The organism is Cellulomonas sp. Root137 (assembly GCF_001426725.1).
Taxonomy (GTDB): Bacteria; Actinomycetota; Actinomycetes; order Actinomycetales; family Cellulomonadaceae; genus Cellulomonas.
The window spans coordinates 2329413-2354698 of the sequence record NZ_LMFG01000001.1; the positions used below are offsets into that span (position 1 = coordinate 2329413).

The following is a 25286-nucleotide window of genomic DNA, read 5'->3' on the forward strand; positions in this document are numbered from 1 at the left end:
TCACACCATCGCGTGGACCCGAGCGGGTCCCGCGACAGGCTCGGTCACGCCCAGCCCCGCCCACGCGTCGGCGAGCCCGGCCACCGCGCGCCGCAGGTCGTCGGCCGACGCGCTGAACGGCAGCCGCAGGTTCCGCTCGAAGCTGCCGTCCACCCCGAACGCGGTCCCGGGCACCACTCGCACGCCGTGCCGGGTGGAGATCGCGGCGAGCGCGCTCGACACGGGTGCACCGAGGTCGGCCCAGAGCGACAGGCCACCCGCGGGGACCTCGAACTGCCACGACGGAAGCTGGTCCAGCAGCAGGCCGACGAGCAGGTCGCGACGGTCCCGCAGCGCGTCGCGTCGGCGAGCCAGCAGGTCGTCGGAGTGCGCCAGGAGCTCGGCGACCACCAGCTGCTCGAGCGCGGGAGTCCCGATGTCGACGTGCGCCCGGGACGCCGCGAGCCGGGCGACCAGGTCGGGGTGCGCGCGGACCCAGCCGACGCGGAGACCGCCCCAGAAGCTCTTCGACGCCGAGCCGATCGAGACCACGTAGGCGGCGGCCGTCCCGTCGCCCGCGAACGACCCGGGCGTCGGGCCGTCCATGGTCAGCTCCGCCAGCACCTCATCGCCGACGATCGCCGTGCGGTACCGGCGGGCGAGCGCGCGCACGCGGGCGCGGTCCTCGTCGCTCAGGCTCGTGCCCGTGGGGTTGCGGTGCGCGGGGATCAGGTAGACCAGCCGCGGCGCCACCTGGCGGAGCGTCGACTCGAGGAGGTCGATGTCGAGGCCGGTCCCGCCGGAGGGCACCGGCACCGGTCGGGCGCCCGCGGCCCGCACCACGTCGATCGCGTGCGGGTAGGTGGGGTGCTCGACGACCACGCGGTCCCCGGGACCCGCGTGGGCGTTGACCAGCAGGTGGATGGCCTGCTGGGCGCCGGTGGTCACCAGCAGCTGGTCGGGCGTCGTCGGCGTGCCGCGCTGCGTGTACCAGTGCGCGATCGCCTCCCGCAGGACCAGCAGCCCCTGGGGTGAGTAGCCGGTGCCGGCCAGGTGGCGGGGGAGCGCGTCGAGCGCGGCGAGGTACGCGCCGTGCAGCGAGGACGGGGCCGACGGCGCCGCCATCGCGAGGTCGACGATGCCGGGCTCGTCGCTCACCGACTCCGCCATCGACACCCGTGCTCCCGGGCCGGACGGCAGGGTGGTCACCGTGCCCGAGCCGCGGCGGCTCACCAGGTACCCCTCGTCGCGGAGCAGGCCGTAGGTGGCGGTGGTGGTCGTGCGGGACACACCAGCGGCGTCGGCGAGCTCCCGTTCGCTGGGCAGCCGGGTGCTGAGCGGCACCGTGCCGGACAGGATCGCGGCGCGCACGGCATCCGCCAGGGCCAGGTAAGCCGGACCTGGCCGCTGCCACGCGCCGAGCACGGTGCCGAGGCGGTGGCCACTGATTCGGCGGTCAGCAGGCAGCTCGAGGGACGACATGAGGCCACTATGCCTCAAGTGGCTATGGGAAGAACAGCCACTTGTGCCCATTCTTGATGACTATGAGCATGTGGATACCCGCGCTGATCGTCCTTGCCGGTCTCGTCGTCAGCCTCGCCGTCGTCGTCCGCCGCGACGGGCTGGGCCACCGGCCCCCGCCCGCGTCGCACGCCGACTGGTTCGAGGGACGCCCGTGAGCCTCCGTCAGGGGCGCACGTATGCTCGCGCGGTGCCGTCCTGGATCGCTCCTGGCGCGCGTCCCGTGCGTCGAGGCGTGCAGCTGCTGATCGGGCTCGTCCTCTACGCCCTGTCGATCGCGATGCTCGTCGACGCCGGCCTGGGCAGCATGCCGTGGGACGTTCTCACCCAGGGGATCGTCCGGCACACCGACCTGTCGTTCGGCACGGTCACGCTGCTCGTCGGCCTGGTGGTCCTGGCGTGCTGGATCCCGCTGCGCCAGCGCCCGGGTGTCGGCACCGTCGCGAACGTGATCGTCATCAGCGTGCTCGTGGACCCGTTCCTGGCTCTGCTCGGCGTGCTGCCCGACGCGATGGGGGTCCGCATCGCGCTTGCGGCCGGCGGGATCCTCCTGAACGGGCTGGCCACCGGCCTCTACGTCGGCGCGCGCCTCGGCCCGGGTCCGCGCGACGGCCTCATGACCGGGCTCGTGCGCCGGACCGGGCGCTCCGTCCGGCTGGTCCGGACGACCATCGAGGTCGCCGTCGTGGCGGTCGGCTGGCTGCTCGGCGGGACGGTCGGGTTCGCCACGCTCGCGTACGCGCTGGCGATCGGCCCGCTCGTGCACGTGTTCCTGGCGTGGCTGACGGTGGCCGAGGTCCCCGTCGAGGAGCCCGTCGCCGTCTGAGCCGGCCCCGGAAGGGCTCCAGGGCCGGCTCGTCGGTCAGCGGGCGGGCGGTGCGTTCTTCGCGGTCTCGGCGGGGTCGGAGACCACCGAGTCGCCCAGGATCGTGTCGATCCGCGCCAGCAGCTCCGCGGGGATGGTCACGCCGGACGCCTTGACGTTCTCGGTGACCTGCTCCGGACGCGACGCGCCGATGATCGCGGCGGCGACGTTCGCGTTCTGCAGCACCCACGCCACGGCCAGCTGCGCCAGCGACAGGCCAAGCTCGTCGGCCACGGGCGTGAGGTCCTGCACGCGCTGCAGCACGTCCGGCTTCTCGAGGAAGCGCCCGATCATCCGCGCCCCGCCCTTGTCGTCGGTCGCGCGCGACCCGGCGGGCGGCGCCTGACCCGGCTTGTACTTGCCGGTGAGGACGCCCTGCGCGACCGGGGACCAGACGATCTGCGAGACGCCGAGCTCGGCGGACGTGGGGACGACCTCGCCCTCGATGACCCGCCACAGCGCGGAGTACTGCGGCTGGTTCGAGATGAGCTGGACGCCGAGGTCCTGGGCCAGCGCGTGCCCGGCCCGGATCTGGTCGGCGGTCCACTCGGAGACTCCGATGTAGAGCGCCTTGCCCGCACGGACGACGTCGGCGAACGCCTGCATCGTCTCCTCGAGCGGCGTCGACTCGTCGTACCGGTGCGCCTGGTACAGGTCCACGTAGTCGGTCTGCAGGCGCTGCAGCGAGCCGTCGATCGACTCGAGGATGTGTTTGCGCGACAGCCCGCTGTCGTTGGCACCGCCGGGGCCGGTGGGCCAGTACACCTTGGTGAAGATCTCGAGCGACTGGCGCCGCTCGCCCTTCAGGGCCTCGCCCAGCACGGTCTCGGCCTTGGTGTTGGCGTAGACGTCGGCGGTGTCGAAGCTGGTGATGCCCGCGTCGAGCGCGGCGCGCACGCAGGCCTTCGCGGTGTCGTTCTCCACCTGCGAGCCGTGCGTGAGCCAGTTGCCGTAGGTGATCTCGGTGATCTTCAGGCCGGAACGGCCCAGGTAGCGGTAGGAAACCATGGCCGCCACCCTACGGCGGCGTCAGACGGGTCGCTGGCCGTGCTTGACCTGCGGCTTGGGCATGCGCGACGGCCGGATCTGGAACGCGCGCAGGACGGCGTACATGGCGGCGCCCCGGGGCAGCTGCTCGATCCCGAACTTGGCCACGAGCCGCTTCTTCAGGCCGCGCCACATCAGCCAGCCGTCGATCACGGCAGCGATGATGTAGACGTACAGGGCCAGGATGGCGAACACCGCGAACCCGGTCTTGGCGAGCGCGAACTGGATGACCAGGAAGACCGCCGCCACCGGCAGGAAGAACTCGCCGAGGTTCCAGCGGGCGTCCACGGAGTCGCGGATGTACCGCCGCACGGGCCCGCGGTCCTTGAGCGGCATGTTGCGCTCGTCGCCGGTCTGCATCGCGCGGTACTCGATGTCGCGCTGCGCCTTGGCCTGCTCGCGGCTGGCCTTCTTGGTGGTCGGAGCCACCAGCGGGCGCTTGTTCGCGGCCTCGGAGACCTTGCGCTTCGGCGTCGGACGGCCCTTGCCCGCGTCCGAGGGCGGGGTGCTCTCCGTCAGGGCGGGAGTCACGGGCTGGGGGTCGTTGCTGCGTCCGAACACCCCGCCAGGGTAGTCGAGTAGCGTGCCTGTCCGTGACCGACGCTGCCCCCCTGTCCTCCGTCCTGCCCGGCGACCGCACGGACGCCCTGCGGTCCAGGACCGCGTCCGCGTTCGGCGCACTGCGCGCCGATCTCGAGGACCTCGTCCGGATCCCGAGCGTGTCCAACGCCGAGTTCGACCAGGCGCACGTCGCCGCGAGCGCCGACGCCGTCGTGGCGCTCCTGCGCGGGGCGGGCATCGACGACGTCCAGGTGCTCACCGTCCCCGGAGGCGCGCCCGCGGTCGTCGGCCGCCGACCCGCCCCCGACGGTGCGCCGACCGTCCTGCTGTACGCCCACCACGACGTGCAGCCGCCCGGCGACGACGCCGACTGGGACAGCCCGCCGTTCGAGCCGACCGAGCGCGGCGGACGCCTGTTCGGGCGGGGCGCTGCCGACGACAAGGCCGGTGTCATCGCGCACGTCGGCGCGCTGCGCGTGCTCGGCGACGAGCTGGGCGTGGGCGTGACCGTCTTCATCGAGGGCGAGGAGGAGATCGGCTCGCCGACGTTCGCGAGCTTCCTGCACACCCACCGCGACCTGCTCGAGGCGGACGTCATCGTCGTCGCCGACTCCTCCAACTGGGCCGTCGGGGTGCCGGGCCTGACCACGTCGCTGCGCGGCCTGGTCGACTGCGTGGTCGAGGTCGCCGTGCTCGAGCACGCCATCCACTCCGGCTTGTTCGGCGGCCCGGTCCTCGACGCGCCGACGCTGCTCGCCCGCCTGATCGCGACGCTGCACGACGACGACGGCGACGTCGCGGTCGAGGGTCTCGTGCATGCGCCGGACCCGACGGTGGACTACGACGAGGCGGCGTTCCGCGCCGACACCAGCGTGCTCGACGGGGTGCGGCTGGCCGGCACGGGACCGATCACCGCCCGGCTGTGGACGCGGCCGGCGATCGGCGTCATCGGCTTCGACGCCCCCCGCGTCGCCAGCGCCTCGAACACGATCACGCCGCGGGCGTCGGCCAAGCTCTCGGTCCGCATCGCGCCCGGGCAGGACCCCGCGGAGGCGATGGCCGCCCTGCGCGCCCACCTGGAGGGTCACGCCCCCTTCGGCGCACGGGTCACCGTGACCGACGGCGAGAAGGGCAAGCCCTTCCAGGCGCCCGCCGACTCCACCGCGATGCAGGCCGCACGCTGGGCGTTCGCGCAGTCGTGGGGGACCGAGCCGGTGGACATCGGCGTGGGCGGGTCCATCCCGTTCATCGCGGACCTGCTGGAGGTCTACCCCGACGCGGCGATCCTGGTCACCGGCGTCGAGGACCCCGACTCCCGGGCCCACGGCGCCAACGAGTCGGTGCACCTGGGGGAGCTGGAGAAGGTCGTGCTGGCCGAGGCGCTGCTGCTGGAGCGGCTCGCCGCCCGCTGAGGGTCAGGCGGGCTCGCGGTGGGCCACGCCGACGGCCTCGGCCCACGCCTGCACCTCCGGGGGCAGCTCGGGCGACGGGCCGTCGTGCGTGCCCAGCAGGTCGATCACGTCCGGGGCCGGCACGCGGGACCCGTCCCGGGCGAGGAACCGTCCGGCGATCACGCCGCGGGCCACGTGCTCGCCGCGGCGCGTGAACGTCTGCTCGAGGTACGCGCACCGGGGGTCCCAGCCGAGCAGCCGGGTGCTGATCTCGAACCGCTGGCCGAGGGTCAGCGAGCGACGGTAGGACACGGTCGACGAGGCGACGACGGGGTACCAGCCGCGCCCGTTGAGCAGCGGGAACGCGCCGAGGTCGGCGAGGAAGTTGCTGCGCGCCACGTCCATCATCTGCAGGTACACGCCGTTGTTGACGTGCCGGTAGAAGTCGAGGTCGCCGAGGCGCACCCGCAGGCGCGTGATCGACGGGTCGAACAGACCCTGCCCCGGGACGGCACGACGGGGGCGGGTGGTGGCCAGGGCGAGCTGGATCATCCGGGTCATCCGGGGGATGTTACCCGCGAGTAGGTACGACGGGAACGGGGGATCCCGGTCAGACCGGCGGCTCGGGGTCGTACTGGATCTCGCGGCGCACGGCACGCGCGACGTCCACCGACTCCAGCCGGGCGACCAGGTGCAGCGCCATGTCGATCCCCGCGGACACGCCGGCCGACGTGACCACGTCACCGTCGTCGACGAACCGGGCCTCGGTGTCCAGCAGCACGCTGGGGTCGATCACGGCGAGCTCGTCGAACGCGCTCCAGTGCGTGGTCGCCGGGCGGCCCGAGAGCAGTCCCGCGGCCGCGTAGACGAGCGCTCCGGTGCAGACGCTGGTCATGAGTGCGGTGCTGGTGCGCATCGAGCGCACCCACTCGAGATGAGCGGCCTCACGCAGGAGCGCCCGGGTGCCGAAGCCCCCCGGGTACACCAGGACGTGCAGCGGGCCGACGTCGTCCGCGCCGGTGTCCGGGACGAGCCTGAGCCCCTTGGCGCAGCGGATCCCGCTGCCGTCCAGCGAGAACGTCACCACCTCCGGCCGCAGCTCGGAGACGTTCGCCCAGGCGGACAGGACCTCGTACGGGCCGACGACGTCCAGCTCCTCGGCGTCGTCGAACACGAAGATGCCCACCCGCAGGTGGTGCCCGGTCGGCATGCTCAGTAGCCCGGCAGCGCGAGCATCTGGTCGAGCGCCACGCGTGCCCAGTGGGCGTCGTCGGCGTCCACGACGATCCGGTTGACCGCGCGACCGGCCACGAGCGACTCCATCGCCCACACCAGGTGCGGCAGGTCGATCCGGTTCATGGTCGAGCAGAAGCACACCGTGGAGTCGAGGTAGTGGATGTTCTTGTCCGGGTGGGCGGCCGCGAGGCGACGCACCAGGTTGAGCTCGGTACCGACCGCCCAGGAGCTCCCCGGAGCGGCGGCATCGAGCGCCTTGACGATGTACTCGGTCGAGCCGACCAGGTCCGCCGCGAGGACCACCTCGTGCTGGCACTCCGGGTGCACGATCACCGTCACGTCGGGGACCGCCGCCCGCATGTCCGTGACGTTCCGGACCGAGAACCGGCCGTGCACCGAGCAATGGCCGCGCCACAGGATCATGCGCGCGTCGCGCAGCTGCTGCGTGGTCAGACCGCCGCCCGGCTTCCGCGGGTCGAACACCACGCAGTCGTCCAGCGAGAGACCCAGCTGCTGCACCGCGGTGTTGCGGCCGAGGTGCTGGTCCGGCATGAACAGCACCTTGCCGGTGCCGGCCACGCCACCGACCTTGTCGAACGCCCACCGCAGCGCGACGTGCGCGTTGGACGACGTGCAGATGGTCCCGCCGTGCCGACCGGTGAACGCCTTGATCGACGCCGCGGAGTTCATGTAGGTCACGGGCACGGTCGACTCGGCGACGCCGGCGTCGATCAGCACGTCCCACGCGTCCTCGACCTGGTCGATGGCCGCCATGTCCGCCATCGAGCAGCCCGCCGCGAGGTCCGGGAGGATCACCTGCTGCTGGTCGGACGTGAGGATGTCCGCGGACTCGGCCATGAAGTGCACGCCGCAGAAGATGATGAACTCGGCCTCGGGCCGGGCGGCCGCCTCGCGCGCGAGCTTGAACGAGTCGCCCGTGACGTCGGCGAACTCGATGACCTCGTCGCGCTGGTAGTGGTGCCCGAGGACGAAGGCGCGGCTCCCGAGCGCGGCACGGGCCGCGCGGGCGCGCTCGACGAGGTCGGGGTCGCTCGGCGCGGGCAGGCCGCCGACGCACTCGACGCCACGCTCGGAGTCGAGATCGACGCCGCGTCCCAGCAGCAGGAGGGCCGACGGAGCCGGCTCGGAGAAGGTGCTCACGCTCACGCCGCGATCTTCCCACACGGGGCCTGTGCATTCGCGCTCGGCCGCCGTGCCACGATGCACGGCGTGCGCGTCCTCATCGCCCCCGACAGCTTCGGCTCGAGCCTCACGGCCGACGAGGCGGCCCGGGCCATCGCCGGGGCCTGGCGATCCACGGCGCCGCAGGACGAGGTCACCGAGTGCCCGCTGTCGGACGGCGGCCCGGGGTTCGTCGCCGTCCTGCACGCCTCCCTCGGCGGTGAGCTCGTCGCGGTGACCGTGACGTCGCCCGTCGGAGTGCCCGTGCCGGCGGTGTTCCTGCGGGTGGGGACGACGGCCTACGTCGAGTCGGCGCAGGCGATCGGTCTGCCGCTGGTGCCGGCCGAGCTGCGTGACCCGACGCGCACGTCGAGCCGCGGCGCCGGGGAGCTGGTGGCGGCCGCTCTGGACTCGGGGGCTCGTCGCATCGTCGTCGGGCTCGGCGGCTCCGCGACGAACGACGGGGGAGCGGGCGCCCTGGTCGGGCTCGCCCGGGCGCTCGGCCTCGACGGGCCCGGCGACCTGCTGGACTCCGGCGGCGGGTCGCTCGGGTCGGTCACGCCGCACGACCTGGCCGGGCTGCGCGACCTGCGGGACCGGCTGCGGGAGGTCGAGCTCGTGGTCGCGACGGACGTGGACGTCCCGCTGCTGGGCCTGCACGGCGCGAGCGCCGGCTTCGCGCCGCAGAAGGGTGCGACGCCGGAGCAGGCGCAGGACCTGGAGCGTGCGCTCGGGCACTTCGCCCATGCCGCGACGGCGGCCCTGGGGGACGCGGTCCGCCCCGACCTGCTCGCCGGGGCGCGCACCACGTCGGCCACCTCGCGACTGACCGCGGGGCCGGGCGCCGGGGCCGCGGGCGGGCTCGGGTTCGGGCTGGCGCTGCTCGGCGCGCGGCTGGTGCCCGGATCGGTCTTCGTGGCCGATGCCGTGGGGCTCGACGCACTCATCGCCGACCACGACGTCGTCGTCACCGGCGAGGGCCGCTTCGACTGGCAGTCCCTGCACGGGAAGGTCGCGTCCGAGGTGGCGTCGCGTGCGCTGGCCCACGCGGTCCCGACCGTCGTCGTCGCCGGGGAGGTGCTGGTCGGCCGCCGCGAGCTGTCGGCCGCGGGGATCACCGCCGCCTACGCGGTCGGTGAGAGCCCCGAGCAGGTTGCCGCTGCGCTGGCCGCGCCCGCGGAGTCCCTCGCGGCCCGCGCCGCCCGCGTGGCGAGAACCTGGTCACGTTGAGCGGGATGTCGTCGTCGGGGTCGTACCCTGGAGGGGAACAACCTCGGGGCCCGCTCTGTTGCCAGAGGTTGACGCAACAGAAGTGCTGTCCAGCGAGCACCCAGGAGAGACCATGAGCGAGACCACCGCGACCGAGACCGCGACCGAGACGCACGGCGTCCTCCTCACCGACTTCGCCGCCTCGAAGGTCCGCAGCCTCCTCGAGCAGGAAGGCCGCGACGACCTCCGTCTCCGTGTCGCCGTCCAGCCCGGTGGCTGCTCCGGCCTGATCTACCAGCTGTACTTCGACGAGCGGGTCCTCGACGGCGACGTCGTCAAGGACTACGACGGTGTCGAGGTCGTCGTCGACCGCATGAGCGTCCCCTACCTCGAGGGCGCGACGATCGACTTCGCCGACTCGATCGAGAAGCAGGGCTTCACGATCGACAACCCGAACGCCGGCAGCGCCTGCGCGTGCGGCGGCTCGTTCAGCTGATCTGAGCGACGAGGAAGGCCCGGCTCCCCCAGGGGGACCGGGCCTTCGTCATGCGTGCGTCCGCACGGTCAGCGCGTGGACGCCGTCCTGCTCGGTCGCGCCGACCATCGCGTGACCGCGCATCCGCGCCCACGCCGGGACGTCGTGCACCGCGGCGGGGTCGGTGGCGAGCACGGTGAGCTCGGTACCCGGTGGGGCATCGGCCGCCGCACGGGCCAGCCTGATCACGGGCGCCGGGCAGCGCAGCCCGCGGGCGTCCACGGTGATCACAGGCCGCCGACCCCCCAGGCCTCCCGCACGCCGGCGACGATCCCCGGCAGCTCGGCGAGGAAGCGCTCGACGTCCTGCTCCTGCGTGCCACGGGGGAGCGCCAGCCGGATGTTGCCGTGCGTCAGGGCCCCCATCGCCGCGAGCACGTGGCTCGGCTCGAGGGCGCTCGACGTGCAGGCGGACCCGGACCCGACCGCGAACCCCCGGGAGTCGAGCGCGGTCAGCAGCGCCTCGCCCTCGACGTACAGGCACGAGAACGTGACGACGTGGGGGAGTCGCTCCACCGGGTGCCCGACGACCTCGACGTCGGGGACCTCGGCGGCCACGCGCGTCCGGATCGTCTCGACGAGCCGGCGTCGGGAGTCGTCGTCCGTCGACCGCGTCGAGACGGCCACCTGCAGCGCGACCGCGGCCGCGAGGGCTGCGGGCACGCTCACGCCGCCGGGGAACCAGCGGTCCTCGTCCTCGGGCCAGTCGGGGGAGCGCCGGACGCCCGAGCGGGTCACCAGCACGCCGAGCCCTCCCGGACCGCCCCAGTCGCCCGCGTCGGCGGCGAGCAGGTCCCAGGTGGCTCCGACCTCGGCGTGACCGAGGCTCGCGCCCACATCGACGAGGAGGGGCACCCCGGCGGCGCGCGCGGCGGCGTGCACGGCGTCGACGGGCTGGACGGTGCCCACCTCACCATTCGCGTGCTGCAGCGCGGCGAGCGCGACCCCCGGCTGCCCGAGCGCGGCGGTGAACGCGTCGGCGTCGACCCGGCCGTCGCGGTCCACGCCGACCGTCACCCGGTCACCGACGAAGTCCGCCGCGTTCAGCACGGCGGCCCGCTCGACCGCGCCGACGACGACCTGCGTCCCGGTACGGCGCCGACCGCGGGCCACCGCTCGGACGGCTCCGTGCAGCGCGGCCGTGTGCGAGGGAGCGAGGTCGACCTCCTCGGTCCGTGCACCGACCACGGAGGCGATCGCCTCCCGCGCGCCGTCGAGCAGCATCCGTGCGCGTCGGCCCTCGGCGTGCAGCCGCCGCGGGTCGGCCCAGCCCTGGTCCAGGGCCTCGAGGAACGCGGTCCGGGCCTCCGGCAGCAGCGGCGCCCGGCCGCCGGCGTCGAGGACGGCCCGCCGGGCAGTGGCGTGCGTCACAGCGCCCGTTCCCGCGGACGTGTCGGGCTCGAGGTCGCGCCGGCTGCTCACGGGGGCACCGTAACCCCGCGGAGGCGTGACCAGGCGCGGGACGACCGGCTTCCGGGACGCAGGCGACCGTCGGACGCTGTGGAGGTCGCGCGGTGTGATGGTGCTGACACCGTGTCGTCAACGGGTGTCGTCAGCACGAAAGGATGTGGTCGGCGCGCTAGGCTGCACGGGTCGAGGACGAAGGTCCCGGGTGGCGCCCTTCTGCAGTGCACAAGGGTGTCGACGGGACGCGAGTGAGAGGTCCCCCGTTGCACCCGGACACCCCCCGTCGCACGCGGCGACCAGCCCTGTTGCTGGCCGGCCTGCTTGGCGTCGCCGCCGTCGTCCTCAGCGGATGCTCCGCCGAGGTGCAGCGCGGCTGGCTCCCTGGCAGCTCCGACGCCGAGATCACCGACCAGACAGGCCGCATCGCCAACCTGTGGGTCGGGTCGTGGATCGCCGCCCTGATCGTCGGCCTCATCACCTGGGGCCTGATGCTCTGGTGCGTCGCGGTCTACCGGAAGCGCAAGGGTGACGACACCCTCCCCGTGCAGCTGCGGTACCACGTGCCCCTCGAGGTCATGTACGTGATCCTGCCGATCATCATGGTCGGGGTGCTCTTCTACTACACCAACCGCGACACCACCGCGATCGTCGACACCTCCGCCGAGGCGGACGTGCACGTGCAGGTGATCGGCAAGCAGTGGAGCTGGGACCTCAACTACCTCGACGACGACGCGTACGACACCGGTCAGCACGCGCAGGACGTCGGCTCCGCCGGCACCGGCGTGCTCGAGGACCAGGTCACCCTGTACCTCCCGGTCGACGAGCGGGTCGAGTTCACCCTCGACTCCCGCGACGTCATCCACTCGTTCTGGGTCCCCGCGTTCCTGTTCAAGATGGACATGATCCCGGGCAAGACGAACACGTTCCAGGTCACCCCCACCGAGGAGGGCACGTACCTGGGCAAGTGCGCCGAGCTCTGCGGCGAGTACCACTCGTCGATGCTGTTCAACGTGAAGGTCGTGACGCGCGAGGAGTACGACGCGCACATCGAGGAGCTCAAGGACAAGGGTCAGGAAGGCTCGCTCGGTCTCGAGTACAGCCGCCAGCAGGACCTGGACAGCGCTCCGAAGGAAGGCGAGAACTGATGGCCGCCGTCGCGGAGCACATCCCCGGCCTGGCGCCCTCGCGCCAGACTCTCGGACGCACGGTGATCAAGTGGATCACCTCGACCGACCACAAGACCATCGGGTACCTGTACCTGATCACGTCGTTCGTCTGGTTCGCGATCGGCGGCATCCTGGCGCTGCTCATCCGCGCCGAGCTGTTCGCGCCCGGCATGGACATCTTCCAGTCGCGCGAGCAGTACAACCAGGCGTTCACCATGCACGGCACGATCATGCTGCTGCTGTTCGCGACGCCCCTGTTCGCGGGCTTCGCCAACGTGATCATGCCCCTGCAGATCGGTGCGCCCGACGTCGCGTTCCCGCGGCTCAACATGCTCGCGTACTGGATGTTCTTCTTCGGCGGCACGATCGCCGGCGCCGGGTTCTTCACGCCGCAGGGCGCGGCCTCGTTCGGGTGGTTCGCGTACGCACCGCTGTCGAACACCGTGTACTCGCCGGGGCTCGGCGGTGACCTCTGGGTCTTCGGCCTCGCGTTCGCCGGCTTCGGCACCATCCTCGGGGCCGTCAACTTCATCACCACGATCGTCACCATGCGCGCGCCCGGCATGACCATGTTCCGGATGCCGATCTTCACCTGGAACACCCTGGTGACGTCGCTCCTGGTGCTCATGGCGTTCCCGCCGCTCGCCGCCGCACTGTTCGCCCTCGGCGCCGACCGCCGCCTCGGTGCGCAGGTGTTCAACCCCGAGAACGGTGGGGCGATCCTCTGGCAGCACCTGTTCTGGTTCTTCGGGCACCCCGAGGTCTACATCATCGCGCTGCCGTTCTTCGGCATCGTCACCGAGATCCTGCCGGTGTTCAGTCGCAAGCCGATCTTCGGCTACAAGGGTCTGGTCTACGCGACGATCGCGATCGCCGCCCTGTCCGTGACCGTGTGGGCTCACCACATGTACGTCACCGGCTCGGTGCTGCTGCCGTTCTTCGCCTTCATGACGATGCTCATCGCGGTGCCGACCGGTGTGAAGTTCTTCAACTGGATCGGCACGATGTGGCGCGGCAAGCTCACGTTCGAGACGCCGATGCTCTGGACCATCGGCTTCCTCGTCACGTTCCTCTTCGGTGGCCTGACCGGTGTCATCCTGTCCAGCCCGGCACTCGACTTCTCGCTGTCGGACTCCTACTTCGTGGTCGCGCACTTCCACTACGTCGTGTTCGGCACCGTGGTGTTCGCGATGTTCGCGGGCTTCTACTTCTGGTGGCCCAAGATGACGGGCCGGATGCTCGACGAGAAGCTGGGCAAGATCCACTTCTGGATGCTGTTCATCGGCTTCCACACGACGTTCCTCATCCAGCACTGGCTGGGCGTCAAGGGCATGCCGCGCCGGTACGCGGACTACTCGCCCGACGACGGCTTCACGTGGATGAACCAGCTGTCGACGGTCGGCGCGGTCATCCTCGCCGCCTCGACGCTGCCGTTCCTGTGGAACGTGTACACGACGTGGCGCAACGCCCCGCTGGTCACCGTCGACGACCCGTGGGGGTACGGCGCCTCGCTCGAGTGGGCCACCAGCTGCCCGCCGCCGCGGCACAACTTCACGTCGCTGCCGCGCATCCGCTCCGAGCGCCCCGCCTTCGACCTGCACCACCCCGAGGTCGCCGCCATGGACCACGTGGAGCCGAATCCCGGCCCGCTGGACTGGGAGGCCGACCGGCGTGGCGAGAGCGAGGTCGCAACCGACCGCGTGGTGAACGACAAGGGTGAGCAGGAGCAGTCCTCCGCGACCATCGTCGACGACCGGTCGCGCACCGACGAGGAGGGCACCCGATGAAGCTCGAGACCAAGCTCTTCCTCTACGGGGTCCTGTTCTTCGTCCCCGTCGGGCTGATCTACGCCGCGTGGAGCAAGGGCGAGCCGGTGGGCACCGTGGGCATCCCGCTGGTCGGCGGCCTCGTGGGCATGATCGGCGCCTACTTCGCGCTCCTGTCCCGCCGGATCGACGACCGCCCCGAGGACGACCCGCTCGGCGAGATCGAGCAGGGTGCCGGCGACCAGGGCGTGTTCAGCCCGTGGAGCTGGTGGCCGTTCGTGCTCGGTGTCTCCGGCGCGATCACCTTCGCCGGTCTCGCCGTGGGCTGGTGGCTCTCGTACATCGGCATCGCGCTCGGCGTCATCGGCCTGGTCGGCTGGGTGTTCGAGTTCTCCCGCGGCCAGCACGCGCACTGACCTGCACGTCCGGACAGGCCCTCGCCGTCGGTGGGGGCCTTTCTGGCGTCTGCTGCGCTAGCGTCGGCGGTATGAGGCATTCGCGAACGTCGGCGGGTATGTCCGTGGTGCTCCTGGCCCTGCTGGCCGGCTGCGCGAGCAGCGCCGGCTCCGGCAGCGAGCTCTCCACCGAGGACGTCACGGGGGAGTGGGTCGAGTCCGGCTCAGAGCCACGCGTCTATCTGGAGCTCGCCGAGGACGGCGCCCTGAGCGGGAGCGACGGCTGCAACCAGCTCACGGGCTCGTGGGAGGTCGACGGGTCCGAGGTGGACTTCGGCGAGCTGGGGGCCACGATGATGGCCTGCGAGGACGTCGACACCTGGCTCTCCGGCGCCGAGTCGGCGACGGTCTCCGGTGACGAGCTGACGGTCCTGGGGGCCGACGACACGGAGATCGGGACGCTGGAGAGATCCACATGATCGGACCTCGGGTCCGGGCGATGCGCTCGCTCGTGCTGGTGACGCTCCTGGGTGCGGCGCTGACGGCATGCGCGGACACCTCGGGTGCCAGCGCGCCGGTCGAGGACCTCGGCGGGCTGTGGGGCACGCAGGACACCGAGGGGATCGCGTCGCTGGACCTCGCGGCGGACGGCACGGCGACCGGGACCGACGGGTGCAACCGGATGACCGGCGCGTGGGAGCAGAACGGGACCCAGGTGGCGTTCGGCGAGTGGGCGACCACGCGCATGGCGTGCCCGAGCGTCGACACGTGGCTGTCCCTGGCCGTGAAGGCCACGCTCGAGGGGGAGAACCTGGTCTTCTTCGACGAGAACGGCGTCGAGCTGGGGACGCTCCAGCCGAACTCCTGACACGGCTGAGGGCCGCCCCAGGACGGGGCGGCCCTCATCCGTTGCTGCAGGACGTCAGACGGGAACGATGAGCCCCGCGGTCTGGGTGCGCGCGCGGTCGAAGCGCGCCGCGGCGTCGGCCCAGTTCACGATGTTCCACCACGCCTTGACGTAGTCCGCCTTGACGTTGACGTAGTCGAGGTAGAACGCGTGCTCCCACATGTCGAGGACGACGACGGGGACCAGGCCCAGCGCGATGTTGCTCTGCTGGTCGTACAGCTGCACGATCACGAGCTTCTGGCCGATCGAGTCCCACGCGAGGATCGACCAGCCGGAGCCCTGGATGCCGAGGGCGTTGGCGGCGAAGTGCTTCTGGAACGCCTCGAACGAGCCGAAGAACTCGTCGACCGCGGCGCCCAGCTCGCCGGTGGGCTTGTCGCCGCCGTCCGGGGAGAGGTTCTGCCAGAACACGGAGTGGTTGACGTGCCCGCCGAGGTTGAACGCGAGGTTCTTCTCGTGCAGGTTCACGGCGGCGAAGTCGTCGGCCGCGCGAGCGGCGGCGAGCTTCTCGAGCGCGGTGTTGGCGCCGGTCACGTACGCGGCGTGGTGCTTGTCATGGTGCAGCTCCATGATCCGGCCCGAGATGTGCGGCTCGAGTGCCGCGTAGTCGTAAGGCAGATCCGGAAGCGAGTAGTCAGCCATGCGTGAGTACACCTCTCCTGCGTCGGTCTGGGACCGCGTGCCGCGGTCCGCTCTGTACAGAGGAACGGGCGGCCCGCCGTTACGGCGAGCCGCCCGACTCCACGGTCAACTCTTGCTCAGGATCAGCGATTCCGCCCGTCGGGCGTCGTCTCATCCTGCGGATCCACCAGGTGCTGCCCGCCACCGACCGCGCCGGTCAGGGCTGCCGGTGCGTGCTCGTCGGCCGGACCCACGGCATCGTGCTCGCCGTGCGAGTGCGACGCGGCCAGCTCGGTGGGCGTGACGGGCTCGATGCGGTCCTCGTAGAACGTCTGCGACAGGCGCTGACGCATCCGGTCGAGGGCGTAGCCCTTGCGCCGCACGCCGCGGGAGTCCTCCGCCGGCTCGATCTCCAGCGGACGGATGGCGTCGTGCTGCACCCGCAGCCAGCGCTCGTGGGCGTCCAGCGGCTTGTGCACCTCGATGTACTCACCGTTGGCGAACCGCACGATCCGGCCGGTCTCGTGACCGTGCAGGACGAGCTCGCGGTCCTTGCGCTGCAGGCCGAGGCAGATCCGCTTGGTCACCCAGAACGCGAACCACGGGCCGACGAAGATCAGCACGCGGAACACCCAGGTGATGTCGTTGATCGACAGGTGGAAGTGCGTGGCGATCAGGTCGTTGGACCCGGCCAGCACGAGGATGAAGAACGCGGTCAGCAGCGAGACGCCGAACGCAGTCCGGAACGGGCGGTTGCGCGGGCGGTCGAGCACGTGGTGCTCGCGCTTGTCGCCGGTCGCGAACGCCTCGATGAACGGGTACGCCGCCAGCAGCGTGAACAGGATGCCGGGCACGACCATGGCCGGGATGAGCACGTTGAGCGAGACCGTGTACCCGAGCACGACGAACTCGGTGAACCCTGGCATCAGGCGCAGCGATCCCTCGAGGAACAGCATGTACCAGTCCGGTTGGGCTCCCGCGGACACCGGTGACGGGTCGTACGGGCCGTAGTTCCAGACGGGGTTGATCGACATCGTCGCCGCCATGAGCGCGATGACGCCGAAGACGGTGAAGAAGTAACCGCCGGCCTTCGCCACGTAGATGGGGAACAGCGGGTAGCCGACGACGTTCTTGTCCGACCGGCCGGAGCCCGGGTACTGCGTGTGCTTGTGCAGCACGACGAAGAACAGGTGCAGCCCGATGAGCGCCAGGATGATGCCGGGCACCAGCAGGATGTGCACCGTGAACAGGCGCGGGATCAGGTCGGTGCCGGGGAACTCGCCGCCGAACAGGAAGTACGACGTGTAGCTGCCGATGATCGGGATGGACCGGACCACGCCGTCGGTGATGCGCAGGCCGTTGCCGGACAGGACGTCGTCCGGGAGCGAGTAGCCCGAGAAGCCGGCGGCCAGGCCGAGGATGAGCAGCAGGAAGCCGACCACCCAGTTGACCTCGCGCGGCTTGCGGAACGCGCCGGTGAAGAACACGCGCATCATGTGCGTGACGATCGCGGCCATGAAGATCAGGGCGGCCCAGTGGTGGATCTGCCGCATGAGCAGGCCACCGCGCACCTCGAACGAGAGCCGGAGCGTCGAGGCGAACGCCTCGGACATCTCGACGCCGTTCATGGCGGCCCACGGACCCTCGTAGTGCACCTCGTTCATGCTGGGCACGAAGAAGAGCGTGAGGAAGACACCGGAGATCAGGATCGTGATGAAGCTGAACAGCGCGATCTCGCCGAGCAGGAACGACCAGTGGTCGGGGAAGACCTTGCGCGCGAACGTCTTGACGAACGTCCCGATGCCGGTGCGCTGGTCCAGGTAGTCGGCAGTGCCCGCGGCGAGCTTCTCGACGGGGGTCGGGGTGGCTGTGGTCGTCACTTGAGACGCTCCCAGTAGCTCGGGCCGACGGGCTCCGTGAAGTCGCTCTGGGCGATCAGGTAGCCCTCGTCATCGACGGTGATCGGCAGCTGCGGCAGGGGCCGCTTCGCCGGTCCGAACACGACCCGGGCGCCGTTGGCCACGTCGAACGTCGACTGGTGGCACGGGCACAGGAGGTGGTGGGTCTGCTGCTCGTACAGCGCGACCGGACAACCCACGTGGGTGCAGATCTTGGAGTAGGCGACGATCCCGTCGTACGACCAGCCCTTGCGGTCCTCGGCCTCGTTCAGGTCGGCCGGGTCGAGCCGGACCAGCAGGACGACGGCCTTGGCCTTCTCGTCGAGAGGGTGCTCCGCCTCGTCGAGGTCCTCCGGGATGACGTGGAACACCGAGCCGATGGTCACGTCCGCGGCCTTGATGGGCCGGCCGGTCGGGTCCGTCGCGAGCTTGGTGCCCTTCTTCCACATCGTGTGCCGGAACTTCGAGACGTTCCAGTCACCACCGACGTTGCCGACGATGGGCACGATGATCGCCAGCGGGAACAGTGCGAGGGCCGAGATCATGGCGCCCTGCAGCACGCCGCGCCGACCGATGGCCGAGTCCTCCGCACCGTCCTTCAGGGCGGCGACCGCGCCGGCGCGGTTCTCGTCGGAGCTGCGCTGGACGTGCCGCTCCTCGGACTTCTCGTGGTCGTTCATGAGCGCCTTGGCCCAGTGGACGGCGGCGAGGCCGATGCCCAGCAGCGACAGGGCGAGTCCGAGCCCGAGGGCCAGGTTGGAGCGCAGCATCGACTCCGGCGTCTCGCCCGGAGGGAGCGTGAAGTACGCGACCAGGAAGCCGAGCGTGGCGAGCACGGAGACGGCGAAGAGCACCACGACCTGGCGCTCCGCCTTCTTGTTCGCCTTCGGGTCGTTGTCGCCCAGGCGGTCGTGGTGCTCCGGGTGACCCGGGTTCTCGAACTTGTCGGGCAGCGCACCGGGCGCGTGCGTGACGAGCTCGTTGCCGGCCTCGTGGCCTGTGTCGTGGTTGCTCACGAGGACTTCGCTCCGATCCAGACTGCTGCGCCGATGAGCAGGCCCATGCCGACGACCCAGGCCCAGAGGCCCTCGCTCACCGGTCCGAGGGCGCCGAGGTCGAGCCCGCCGGGGGAGGTGCCGCCCTGCTGGTCGATGAACGCGATGATGTCGCGCTTCTCCTCGGGGGTGATGTTCGCGTCGTTGAACACGGGCATCGACTGCGGGCCGGTCAGCATGGCCTCGTACAGGTGGGTGGGCGTGGTCGCCCAGAGGTTCGGTGCGAACTTGCCCTGCGAGAGCGCGCCGCCCGCACCCACGGCGTTGTGGCACATGGCGCAGTTGGTGCGGAAGATCAGCATGCCGTTGGCGACGTCACCGAGGGCCGGGTCGACCTGCTCCGCGGTGGGGATGGCGGGACCGGCACCCAGCGACGCGACGAACGCGGCGAGCTGGTTGATCTGCTCCTGGTCGAACTGCACGGGCTTGACCTGGGCCTGCGGGCCGTTCATCTGCATGGGCATACGACCGGTGCCGACCTGGAAGTCGACCGCCGCGGCGCCCACCCCGATGAGGGACGGGCCGCTCGCCGTGCCGGACGCAGCCGGTCCGTGGCAGGTGGCGCAGTTGGCCTGGAACAGCTTCTCGCCGGTGTCGATGTCGTTGGTGCTCGCCTTCACAGGCGCGGCATCGGCCGACGTCGGTGCCAGCACCGCGTACAGGCCACCGGTGAGCAGCAGCGCCAGCAGGAGCAGCACGATCGGCGCACGCCGATCCTGCCTGCGGGCTGCGAGTGCCTTCACGGATCGATCCTCGTCTCGCACATGGGGGATGGGGGTCTGGGGGCGACGGGCCGGTGAGCCCGACGCCGGCTACTTCAGGAGGTAGATCACCGCGAAGAGCGCGATCCACACGACGTCGACGAAGTGCCAGTAGTACGACGTGACGATCGCGGAGGTGGCCTCGTGGTGGCCGAACCGCTTGGCGCTGAACGAGCGACCGAGCAGGAAGAGGAAGGCGAGCAGTCCGCCGACGACGTGCAGACCGTGGAACCCGGTCGTCAGGTAGAAGACAGATCCGTACGGGCTCGACGCGATGGTCAGCCCCTCGTGCACCAGCTCGGCGTACTCGTAGATCTGGCCACCGATGAAGAAGGCGCCCATGAGGTAGGTCAGGGCCATCCACTCGTTCATGCCCCAGCGGTTCACCTGGAGCAGGGAGCCGGTGCGCACGGGCTGGAACCGCTCTGCGGCCCACACACCCATCTGGCACGTCACCGACGACAGGACCAGCACCGTCGTGTTGATCGCGGCGAAGGTGATGTTGAGCTTCGGGGTGTTCTCCGCCCAGGCCTCCGGCGCTGCGCCACGCAGCGTGAAGTACATGGCGAAGAGGCCGGCGAAGAACATGAGCTCGCTGGCCAGCCAGACGATCGTCCCTACCGACACGGGGTTCGGTCGGTTGACGCTCACGTGGGGGCTGGTGCGCGGGGCAGCCGTTGCGGTCGACACGATCGCCATTATGGCTGATGACGCCCCCGCATGGGACGTTAGGCCCTCAGCGTGGCCACAGGTAAATGTCACACCGTCAGGATCCGCACGTTCGCGAGCGAGCCCGCGGCCGGAGATCACGCGGATCTGGTAGGCGTCGACGGCCGTGCGCGGCGCCCGCGACCCGTCCGGACGCGCGGCGCGTCGTGGCCCCCGTGCTATGCGTCCGGAGGTGCTGTGGCGGGCCTGACCACCGAGCCGGGACCACCCGTGCCAGAATTCCGGACGGACGCACGTCGACGACGAGTGAGGGACTTCCATGAGCACGGCGCAGCCCGACAACGCAGCCACCACCGGCCCGCGGATCCTCCTGTACAGCGACGACGTCGACGCCCGCGCGCAGGTACGGCTCGCCGTCGGTCGGCGGCTGCGTCGCGGGGCTCCCGACATCGAGTGGGTCGAGGTGGCCACCGCGGCCGCCGTCATCGCGCAGACGGAGTCGGGCGGGCTGGACCTGCTGATCCTGGACGGCGAGGCGGACAAGGTGGGCGGCCTCGGCCTGGCGCGGCAGCTCAAGGACGAGATCTTCCGGTGCCCGCCGACCCTCGTGCTCACCGGTCGCCCGCAGGACGCGTGGCTCGCGTCCTGGTCGAACGCCGACGCGGTCGTCAGCCGGCCGCTCGACCCGGTCGAGCTGCACGGCGCGGTGGCGGCGATCGTCGAGGCGCAGGCCGTCACCCGATGACGGAGACCCCCACCTGGCCGGACCTGTTCGCGACCCTCACGGCCCGGCGGGACCTCACGATCGACCAGACCTCCTGGGCGATGTCCGAGATCATGAGCGGCGCGGCCTCGACCCCCAAGGTCGCCGCGTTCCTCATCGGCCTCAAGACCAAGGGCGAGTCGGTCGACGAGCTCACGGGCCTGGCCGACACGATGCTGGCGCACGCCGTCCGGATCGAGGTCCCCGGGCGCACGCTGGACATCGTCGGCACGGGCGGCGACCGATCGCACACCGTGAACATCTCGACGATGTCGGCCCTCGTCATCGCGGGCGCCGGCCTCACCGTGGTCAAGCACGGCAACCGGGCCGCGTCGTCGTCGTCCGGGTCGGCCGATGTGCTCGAGGAGCTCGGCATCCGGCTCGACCACCCACCCGCGCGCGTCGCCGAGCTCGCCACCGAGGTGGGGATCACGTTCTGCTTCGCGCAGGTGTTCCACCCGTCGTTCCGGCACACCGCGGCCGCGCGCACCGAGCTCGGGGTCGGCACGGCGTTCAACTTCCTCGGCCCGCTCACCAACCCGGCGCAGCCCGGATCCGCGGCGATCGGCGTGGCGGACGCGCGGATGGCTCCGCTGATGGCCGGAGTGCTCGCCCAGCGCGGGGTCAGCGCGTTGGTGTTCCGCGGGGAGGACGGCCTCGACGAGATCGCCCCGACCGGTCCCACGCGACTGTGGGAGGTCCGCGGCGGCGACGTGACGGAGTCCGTCATCGACTGGGAGGCCGAGCTCGGCGTGCCGCGCATCGCGCTCGACTCGTTGCGCGGAGCGAAGGCCGACTACAACGCCGACGTCGCGCGGAGGCTGCTCGCCGGGGAGACCGGCCCGGTGCGCGAGACCGTCGTGCTGAACACGGCCGCGGCGCTCGTGGCCGACGGCACGCTGCCGGGCACCGCCGGCGGGACGCTCGTGGAGCGGCTGGTCGCCGCGAGCGGGCACGCGCGGGAGTCGCTGGACAGCGGGGCCGCGGCGGACGTCCTGGCGCGCTGGCGGGCGGCCAGCGCCCGCTGAGCTGGTCTCCGAGCTCCGGGTCAGTCCTCGAGCCCGAGGGCGAACGCCTGCTCGAGGTCGTGCTGCGAGTACGTGCGGAACGCGATGTACGTCTGCGTGCGGATGACGCCCTCGATCTTGCTCACCTTGTCCGCGATGACGTCGGCGAGGTCGTCGTGCTCGCGCACACGCACCATGGCGATGAGGTCGACCTCTCCGGTCACGGAGTAGACCTCGCTGACTCCGGGGAGCTCGGCGATCGCGGCGGCGACCTCCGGGATCCTCGCGGCGTCCGAGTCGATGAGCACGATGGCGGTCAGCATGCTCGTCATCATGCCGTGCGGGGCGGGTGGATGCTGAACGGAATGACCCGCGCGTCGTCGAGCTCCAGCGTCACCGGCCGCGCCTCCGCGACGTCGAGCTCGCGCTCCGCGTCCGCCCCCGGCAGGTGGAGCACCCGACCACCCGCCTCGGGGGCGAGTCGGGGCCTGACCAGCGTCGCGACGGCGGTCGCGGCGTCGCCCAGCGCCTCGGCCGACCGCACGGGACAGGCCCACGGCACGTCGACCGCGACGAGGCGGACCCCGGGCTTCTCGAGCCAGGCGAGGATCAGGTCGGTCTCCTCCGGGTGCGCCGCGGTGGCGGGGGCCACGGCCGGCTCGACCTGCTCGCCGGTGGCCTGGAGGGTGGCGATGGCGGGGCGCGGGTCGGTGCGCCGGTCCACCCGCGCGGTCCCCGCGAGACGTCCGAACCGCACGAGCACGAGCTCCCACCCGCCGTCGTCGGCACGTCGGGCGGCCACCAGCTCGGCGCAGGCGGCGAGCGGTGCGAACCGCTGCGCACGCGACGCGCCGCGCAGGAAGCCCCCGAGGCGGTCCCGGACGGTCGCGGCCTCCTCGAACCGCTCCTGCGCCACCAGCCAGGCGATCCGGTCGGCGTGCGCCTCGACCACGGGTGCGGCGTCGGCGACCATCGCGTGCCGGACGCGGTCGACGACCTCCGCATAGCCGGCGGGTCCCTGGTGACCGGTGCACGGGGCTCCGCACTTGCCCATCTCGACGAGCACGCACGCCGAGGAACCGGGTGGGGCCACCAGGGGGAGCTTGCGGGTGCACTGGCGGATGGGGAACGTCTCGTGGAGGGCCTCGACGGCCAGCTGGGCCGTCGAGGCGGAGGAGAACGGTCCGATGTACGTCGCGCCGTCGCCGTCCTTGACCTCTCGCACCACCGACAGGCGCGGGTAGGGCTCGGAGGTGAGGCGGACCCACGGCATGCGCTCGGGGAACCGGGACCGGCGGTTGTACCGGGGGGAGTGGGCGGCGATGAGGCGGAGCTCGCGGACGCGCGCCTCCAAGGGCGTCGCGCACGGGATCGGGTCGACGCGCTGCGCGACGCGGACCATCTCGATCATGCGGCTGCGCTTCTCCGCCGACGTGAAGTAGGACCGGACGCGCTGGCGGAGCGACGTCGTGGACGTGCCGACGTAGAGGACCTCGTCGCCGGGCCCCCGGAACAGGTAGACCCCCGGCCCGTCCGGCAGCCCGTCCGCCAGGGTGCGCTTGCGTCGCACGTCCTCGGGCACCGGGTCCGTGGCCGTGGCGAGGTCCTCGAGGTGGGTGATGCCCAGGGGGGCCAGGCGCGCCAGCAGCGCGTGCAGCACGTCGACCGTCGCCCGGGCGTCGGAGAGCGCGCGGTGGTTGGGCGTGACCGTGGCGTGGAACAGGTAGGCGAGGGTGGACAGCTTGTGGTTCGGGGCCTCGTCACGCGTGACCACCCGACGCGCGAGGCGGACGGTGTCCACGACCTTGTTGCCCGGCCAGGCGTGACCGGTCCGGGCGGCGGCGGCCTTGAGGAAGCCGATGTCGAACGGGGCGTTGTGCGCGACCAGCACGGACCCGCGCGAGAACTCGAGGAAGCTGGGCAGCACCTCCTCGATGGGCGGCGCCCCGATGAGCATCGTCGTGGTGATGCCCGTGAGCACCTGGATGAAGGCCGGCACGGGACCGCCGGGGTCCACCAGCGTCTGGAACTCCCCGATCACCTCGCCGCCGCGCACCTTGACCGCGCCGATCTCCGTGATGGCGCAGTCCGCGGGTGTGCCGCCCGTGGTCTCGAGGTCCACGACGACGAACGTGACGTCCGACAGCGGGGTGCCCAGGTCATCCAGGGTCTGCTGCACCGGACGGGCCGCCGGGTCCGGGGTGGCGTCCGCCCAGACGGGGCGCAGGCGGCGGACGGACGACATGGCTGGGACGCTACCCACGGCCACCGACACGACCCGGCTCCTGCCCCGGTGCGTCGCGACCTGGCCACATGTCTCCCCACGACGGTGGTGGGTCGATAGTTTCGCCGGATGGAGCTCGAGCTGCGCCACCTCCGCCTGATCGTCACCGTCGCCGAACAGGGCTCGGTGACCCGCGCGGCCGCGGCCCTCGGACTCACCCAACCCGCCCTCACCGCCCAGCTCAACCGGATCGACAGGACGTTCGGAGCGCCGGTGTTCACGCGTGACCAGCGAGGTGCACGGCCGACCGCGCTCGGAGAGTTCGTGCTCGGCCGCGCCAAGGTGCTCCTCCCCGCGATGTCCGCACTCGTCGACGACGCGCACCGGATCGTGGCGGGCCGCGACGAGCAGGCGCGGTCCGTGCGGGTGGGCACCGCGGCCACGGCGTTGGGCGGCCTGTTCGTCAACCGCCTGGTGTCCGGCCTGCACGCCGAGGTCACCAGCGTCACGCTGCCGGACGTCGACGGTGTCTCGGCGCAGCTGGCCGCGCGGACGCTCGACATCGCCCTGGTCGGCATGTGCGGGAACGCCTCCCCGCCGACCGCCGGTGGTGTCCGGTGGTGGCGGGTGAGCACCGACCCGGTGTTCGTGCTCGTCCCGGACGACCATCCGCTGGCGACCCGGGCGGTCGTCTCGCTCACCGACCTCGCAGACGCGGACTGGCTGGGGGTCTCCGGCGCCGGGTGCTTCCAGCGCTGCTTCGTCACCGCCTGCGCGCGGGCCGGGTTCACGCCCGGCAAGGTGAGCGAGGCCGACCGGGCGGCGTGCGTCGACCTGGTCCGGGCGGGTCACGGCGTCGCGCTGGTGCAGCCGACGTTCCCCGACACCCCCGGTGTCTGCGTGGTCCCGCTGGCGGGCGTGCCACTGCAGTGGGCGCACCACGTGGGGTGGCACGACGAGGCAGCGGCGTTGCCGGTCGACGGCATCGTCGAGGCAGCCGACCGCGCCCACGCCGAGGCCGTGAGCCGCAGCAGCCCGCGATTCCTCGACTGGTTGGCCGCCGGAGGGCATAACCGCGGTGCTATGCCCACCGAGTGATCTGTTCTTCGACTCGCGTCACGC

28 protein-coding genes are annotated in these 25286 nt (G+C 71.7%); 13 read left to right on the forward strand and 15 right to left on the reverse strand.

What is annotated here, in order from left to right; translation table 11 throughout:
• Entirely contained in the window at positions 1 to 1461 is a 1461-nt protein-coding gene (locus ASD18_RS10980) for a PLP-dependent aminotransferase family protein (protein WP_056090562.1), read from the reverse strand.
• Positions 1462 to 1523: 62 nt separating this feature from the next.
• Here ASD18_RS10980 and ASD18_RS21685 point away from each other — a divergent pair, with 62 nt between their 5' ends.
• Together ASD18_RS21685 and ASD18_RS21050 are read left to right on the forward strand one after the other, a co-directional pair.
• Complete coding sequence (locus tag ASD18_RS21685) at positions 1524 to 1658, forward strand: hypothetical protein (RefSeq protein ID WP_255355441.1); 135 nt, start codon at positions 1524 to 1526, stop codon at positions 1656 to 1658.
• Positions 1659 to 1690: 32 nt separating this feature from the next.
• Positions 1691 to 2326: a YitT family protein gene (locus ASD18_RS21050; RefSeq protein WP_056090565.1), complete on the forward strand. Its 636-nt coding sequence runs from the start codon at positions 1691 to 1693 to the stop codon at positions 2324 to 2326.
• A gap of 36 nt (positions 2327 to 2362) precedes the next feature.
• On the opposite strand, the gene ASD18_RS10990 is transcribed toward ASD18_RS21050, so the two are convergent.
• On the reverse strand, positions 2363 to 3373 hold the full coding sequence (locus ASD18_RS10990; protein ID WP_056090567.1) for an aldo/keto reductase family protein: 1011 nt from the start codon (positions 3371 to 3373) through the stop codon (positions 2363 to 2365).
• 21 nt (positions 3374 to 3394) lie between these two features.
• Positions 3395 to 3973 carry a DUF3043 domain-containing protein gene (locus ASD18_RS10995; RefSeq protein WP_056090570.1) on the reverse strand — a complete coding sequence of 193 codons (579 nt, stop codon included), beginning with the start codon at positions 3971 to 3973 and terminating at the stop codon, positions 3395 to 3397.
• Positions 3974 to 3999: 26 nt separating this feature from the next.
• Between ASD18_RS10995 and ASD18_RS11000 the strand changes: the two genes are divergently transcribed.
• Positions 4000 to 5385: a dipeptidase gene (locus ASD18_RS11000; protein ID WP_369817284.1), complete on the forward strand. Its 1386-nt coding sequence runs from the start codon at positions 4000 to 4002 to the stop codon at positions 5383 to 5385.
• A 3-nt stretch (positions 5386 to 5388) separates the two neighbouring features.
• Here ASD18_RS11000 and ASD18_RS11005 read toward each other — a convergent pair whose 3' ends face one another.
• From ASD18_RS11005 to nadA, 3 genes are read right to left on the reverse strand one after another with little or no spacing between them, the layout of a single operon-like run.
• Positions 5389 to 5925, reverse strand: coding sequence for a thioesterase family protein (locus ASD18_RS11005; protein WP_056090577.1), 537 nt, complete (start codon positions 5923 to 5925; stop codon positions 5389 to 5391).
• Between the two features lie 49 nt (positions 5926 to 5974).
• Complete coding sequence (locus tag ASD18_RS11010) at positions 5975 to 6574, reverse strand: DJ-1/PfpI family protein (protein WP_056090580.1); 600 nt, start codon at positions 6572 to 6574, stop codon at positions 5975 to 5977.
• A 2-nt stretch (positions 6575 to 6576) separates the two neighbouring features.
• Entirely contained in the window at positions 6577 to 7767 is a 1191-nt protein-coding gene (nadA, locus tag ASD18_RS11015; RefSeq protein WP_056090584.1) for a quinolinate synthase NadA, read from the reverse strand.
• A gap of 54 nt (positions 7768 to 7821) precedes the next feature.
• Here nadA and ASD18_RS11020 point away from each other — a divergent pair, with 54 nt between their 5' ends.
• Both ASD18_RS11020 and erpA read left to right on the forward strand, forming a co-directional pair.
• Positions 7822 to 9012 (forward strand): glycerate kinase, encoded by a 1191-nt coding sequence (locus ASD18_RS11020; protein ID WP_056090586.1) that lies wholly within the window; start codon positions 7822 to 7824, stop codon positions 9010 to 9012.
• Between the two features lie 112 nt (positions 9013 to 9124).
• Positions 9125 to 9487: an iron-sulfur cluster insertion protein ErpA gene (gene erpA / locus ASD18_RS11025; protein WP_056090589.1), complete on the forward strand. Its 363-nt coding sequence runs from the start codon at positions 9125 to 9127 to the stop codon at positions 9485 to 9487.
• Between the two features lie 48 nt (positions 9488 to 9535).
• Here erpA and ASD18_RS11030 read toward each other — a convergent pair whose 3' ends face one another.
• Entirely contained in the window at positions 9536 to 9754 is a 219-nt protein-coding gene (locus ASD18_RS11030) for a sulfurtransferase TusA family protein (RefSeq protein WP_082573980.1), read from the reverse strand.
• Positions 9754 to 10896, reverse strand: a complete 1143-nt coding sequence (locus tag ASD18_RS11035) for a cysteine desulfurase family protein (protein WP_056092076.1) — start codon at positions 10894 to 10896, stop codon at positions 9754 to 9756. Before ASD18_RS11035 ends, ASD18_RS11030 begins: the two co-directional genes overlap by 1 nt.
• Before the next feature lie 299 nt (positions 10897 to 11195).
• Between ASD18_RS11035 and coxB the strand changes: the two genes are divergently transcribed.
• From coxB to ASD18_RS11060, 5 genes are all read left to right on the forward strand, one after another.
• Positions 11196 to 12077, forward strand: a complete 882-nt coding sequence (gene coxB / locus ASD18_RS11040) for a cytochrome c oxidase subunit II (RefSeq protein ID WP_056090593.1) — start codon at positions 11196 to 11198, stop codon at positions 12075 to 12077.
• Entirely contained in the window at positions 12077 to 13885 is a 1809-nt protein-coding gene (gene ctaD, locus ASD18_RS11045; RefSeq protein ID WP_056090596.1) for a cytochrome c oxidase subunit I, read from the forward strand. Before coxB ends, ctaD begins: the two co-directional genes overlap by 1 nt.
• Positions 13882 to 14280, forward strand: a complete 399-nt coding sequence (locus ASD18_RS11050) for a cytochrome c oxidase subunit 4 (RefSeq protein WP_056090599.1) — start codon at positions 13882 to 13884, stop codon at positions 14278 to 14280. The genes ctaD and ASD18_RS11050 overlap by 4 nt, the downstream gene beginning before the upstream one ends.
• Positions 14281 to 14351: 71 nt before the next feature.
• Positions 14352 to 14738 (forward strand): META domain-containing protein, encoded by a 387-nt coding sequence (locus tag ASD18_RS11055; RefSeq protein WP_082573774.1) that lies wholly within the window; start codon positions 14352 to 14354, stop codon positions 14736 to 14738.
• Positions 14735 to 15127 (forward strand): META domain-containing protein, encoded by a 393-nt coding sequence (locus ASD18_RS11060; RefSeq protein WP_056090605.1) that lies wholly within the window; start codon positions 14735 to 14737, stop codon positions 15125 to 15127. The genes ASD18_RS11055 and ASD18_RS11060 overlap by 4 nt, the downstream gene beginning before the upstream one ends.
• A gap of 54 nt (positions 15128 to 15181) precedes the next feature.
• Here the strand turns inward: ASD18_RS11060 and ASD18_RS11065 are convergent, their stop codons facing one another.
• The 5 genes from ASD18_RS11065 to ASD18_RS11085 form a co-directional block, all read right to left on the reverse strand.
• Entirely contained in the window at positions 15182 to 15808 is a 627-nt protein-coding gene (locus ASD18_RS11065) for a superoxide dismutase (RefSeq protein ID WP_056090608.1), read from the reverse strand.
• A 122-nt stretch (positions 15809 to 15930) separates the two neighbouring features.
• Positions 15931 to 17667 carry a cytochrome bc complex cytochrome b subunit gene (locus ASD18_RS11070; RefSeq protein WP_056090611.1) on the reverse strand — a complete coding sequence of 579 codons (1737 nt, stop codon included), beginning with the start codon at positions 17665 to 17667 and terminating at the stop codon, positions 15931 to 15933.
• A complete protein-coding gene (locus ASD18_RS11075) occupies positions 17664 to 18701 on the reverse strand; it encodes a ubiquinol-cytochrome c reductase iron-sulfur subunit (protein WP_056090614.1) in 1038 nt (345 codons plus the stop codon). The genes ASD18_RS11070 and ASD18_RS11075 overlap by 4 nt, the downstream gene beginning before the upstream one ends.
• The gene (locus ASD18_RS11080; protein ID WP_056090617.1) at positions 18698 to 19483 is read right to left on the reverse strand and encodes a c-type cytochrome; all 786 of its coding nucleotides are present in this window, start codon (positions 19481 to 19483) and stop codon (positions 18698 to 18700) included. The genes ASD18_RS11075 and ASD18_RS11080 overlap by 4 nt, the downstream gene beginning before the upstream one ends.
• A 69-nt stretch (positions 19484 to 19552) precedes the next feature.
• A complete protein-coding gene (locus tag ASD18_RS11085; RefSeq protein ID WP_082573776.1) occupies positions 19553 to 20200 on the reverse strand; it encodes a heme-copper oxidase subunit III in 648 nt (215 codons plus the stop codon).
• A 289-nt stretch (positions 20201 to 20489) separates the two neighbouring features.
• Here ASD18_RS11085 and ASD18_RS11090 point away from each other — a divergent pair, with 289 nt between their 5' ends.
• On the forward strand, positions 20490 to 20915 hold the full coding sequence (locus ASD18_RS11090) for a response regulator transcription factor (protein ID WP_056090620.1): 426 nt from the start codon (positions 20490 to 20492) through the stop codon (positions 20913 to 20915).
• Positions 20912 to 21961 carry an anthranilate phosphoribosyltransferase gene (gene trpD, locus ASD18_RS11095; RefSeq protein WP_056090623.1) on the forward strand — a complete coding sequence of 350 codons (1050 nt, stop codon included), beginning with the start codon at positions 20912 to 20914 and terminating at the stop codon, positions 21959 to 21961. The genes ASD18_RS11090 and trpD overlap by 4 nt, the downstream gene beginning before the upstream one ends.
• Before the next feature lie 20 nt (positions 21962 to 21981).
• Here the strand turns inward: trpD and ASD18_RS11100 are convergent, their stop codons facing one another.
• Together ASD18_RS11100 and ASD18_RS11105 are read right to left on the reverse strand one after the other, a co-directional pair.
• Positions 21982 to 22263 (reverse strand): Lrp/AsnC family transcriptional regulator, encoded by a 282-nt coding sequence (locus ASD18_RS11100; protein WP_056090625.1) that lies wholly within the window; start codon positions 22261 to 22263, stop codon positions 21982 to 21984.
• An 8-nt stretch (positions 22264 to 22271) separates the two neighbouring features.
• Positions 22272 to 24185: a DEDD exonuclease domain-containing protein gene (locus ASD18_RS11105; RefSeq protein ID WP_082573778.1), complete on the reverse strand. Its 1914-nt coding sequence runs from the start codon at positions 24183 to 24185 to the stop codon at positions 22272 to 22274.
• Between the two features lie 108 nt (positions 24186 to 24293).
• On the opposite strand from ASD18_RS11105, the gene ASD18_RS11110 reads away from it, so the two are divergent.
• Positions 24294 to 25262, forward strand: coding sequence for a LysR family transcriptional regulator (locus ASD18_RS11110; protein ID WP_056090628.1), 969 nt, complete (start codon positions 24294 to 24296; stop codon positions 25260 to 25262).
• Positions 25263 to 25286 lie beyond the last annotated feature (24 nt).

Excerpts from the sequence above, each read along its gene's own strand:
- ASD18_RS10980 (WP_056090562.1), bottom strand. The coding sequence starts at position 1,461 with ATGTCGTCCCTCGAGCTGCCTGCTGACCGCCGAATCAGTGGCCACCGC.
- ASD18_RS21685 (WP_255355441.1), top strand. The coding sequence starts at position 1,524 with ATGAGCATGTGGATACCCGCGCTGATCGTCCTTGCCGGTCTCGTCGTC.
- ASD18_RS10990 (WP_056090567.1), bottom strand. The coding sequence starts at position 3,373 with ATGGTTTCCTACCGCTACCTGGGCCGTTCCGGCCTGAAGATCACCGAG.
- ASD18_RS11005 (WP_056090577.1), bottom strand. The coding sequence starts at position 5,925 with ATGACCCGGATGATCCAGCTCGCCCTGGCCACCACCCGCCCCCGTCGT.
- ASD18_RS11010 (WP_056090580.1), bottom strand. The coding sequence starts at position 6,574 with ATGCCGACCGGGCACCACCTGCGGGTGGGCATCTTCGTGTTCGACGAC.
- ASD18_RS11020 (WP_056090586.1), top strand. The coding sequence starts at position 7,822 with ATGCACGGCGTGCGCGTCCTCATCGCCCCCGACAGCTTCGGCTCGAGC.
- erpA (WP_056090589.1), top strand. The coding sequence starts at position 9,125 with ATGAGCGAGACCACCGCGACCGAGACCGCGACCGAGACGCACGGCGTC.
- ctaD (WP_056090596.1), top strand. The coding sequence starts at position 12,077 with ATGGCCGCCGTCGCGGAGCACATCCCCGGCCTGGCGCCCTCGCGCCAG.
- ASD18_RS11050 (WP_056090599.1), top strand. The coding sequence starts at position 13,882 with ATGAAGCTCGAGACCAAGCTCTTCCTCTACGGGGTCCTGTTCTTCGTC.
- ASD18_RS11055 (WP_082573774.1), top strand. The coding sequence starts at position 14,352 with ATGAGGCATTCGCGAACGTCGGCGGGTATGTCCGTGGTGCTCCTGGCC.
- ASD18_RS11060 (WP_056090605.1), top strand. The coding sequence starts at position 14,735 with ATGATCGGACCTCGGGTCCGGGCGATGCGCTCGCTCGTGCTGGTGACG.
- ASD18_RS11065 (WP_056090608.1), bottom strand. The coding sequence starts at position 15,808 with ATGGCTGACTACTCGCTTCCGGATCTGCCTTACGACTACGCGGCACTC.
- ASD18_RS11085 (WP_082573776.1), bottom strand. The coding sequence starts at position 20,200 with ATGGCGATCGTGTCGACCGCAACGGCTGCCCCGCGCACCAGCCCCCAC.
- ASD18_RS11090 (WP_056090620.1), top strand. The coding sequence starts at position 20,490 with ATGAGCACGGCGCAGCCCGACAACGCAGCCACCACCGGCCCGCGGATC.
- trpD (WP_056090623.1), top strand. The coding sequence starts at position 20,912 with ATGACGGAGACCCCCACCTGGCCGGACCTGTTCGCGACCCTCACGGCC.
- ASD18_RS11100 (WP_056090625.1), bottom strand. The coding sequence starts at position 22,263 with ATGCTGACCGCCATCGTGCTCATCGACTCGGACGCCGCGAGGATCCCG.
- ASD18_RS11105 (WP_082573778.1), bottom strand. The coding sequence starts at position 24,185 with ATGTCGTCCGTCCGCCGCCTGCGCCCCGTCTGGGCGGACGCCACCCCG.
- ASD18_RS11110 (WP_056090628.1), top strand. The coding sequence starts at position 24,294 with ATGGAGCTCGAGCTGCGCCACCTCCGCCTGATCGTCACCGTCGCCGAA.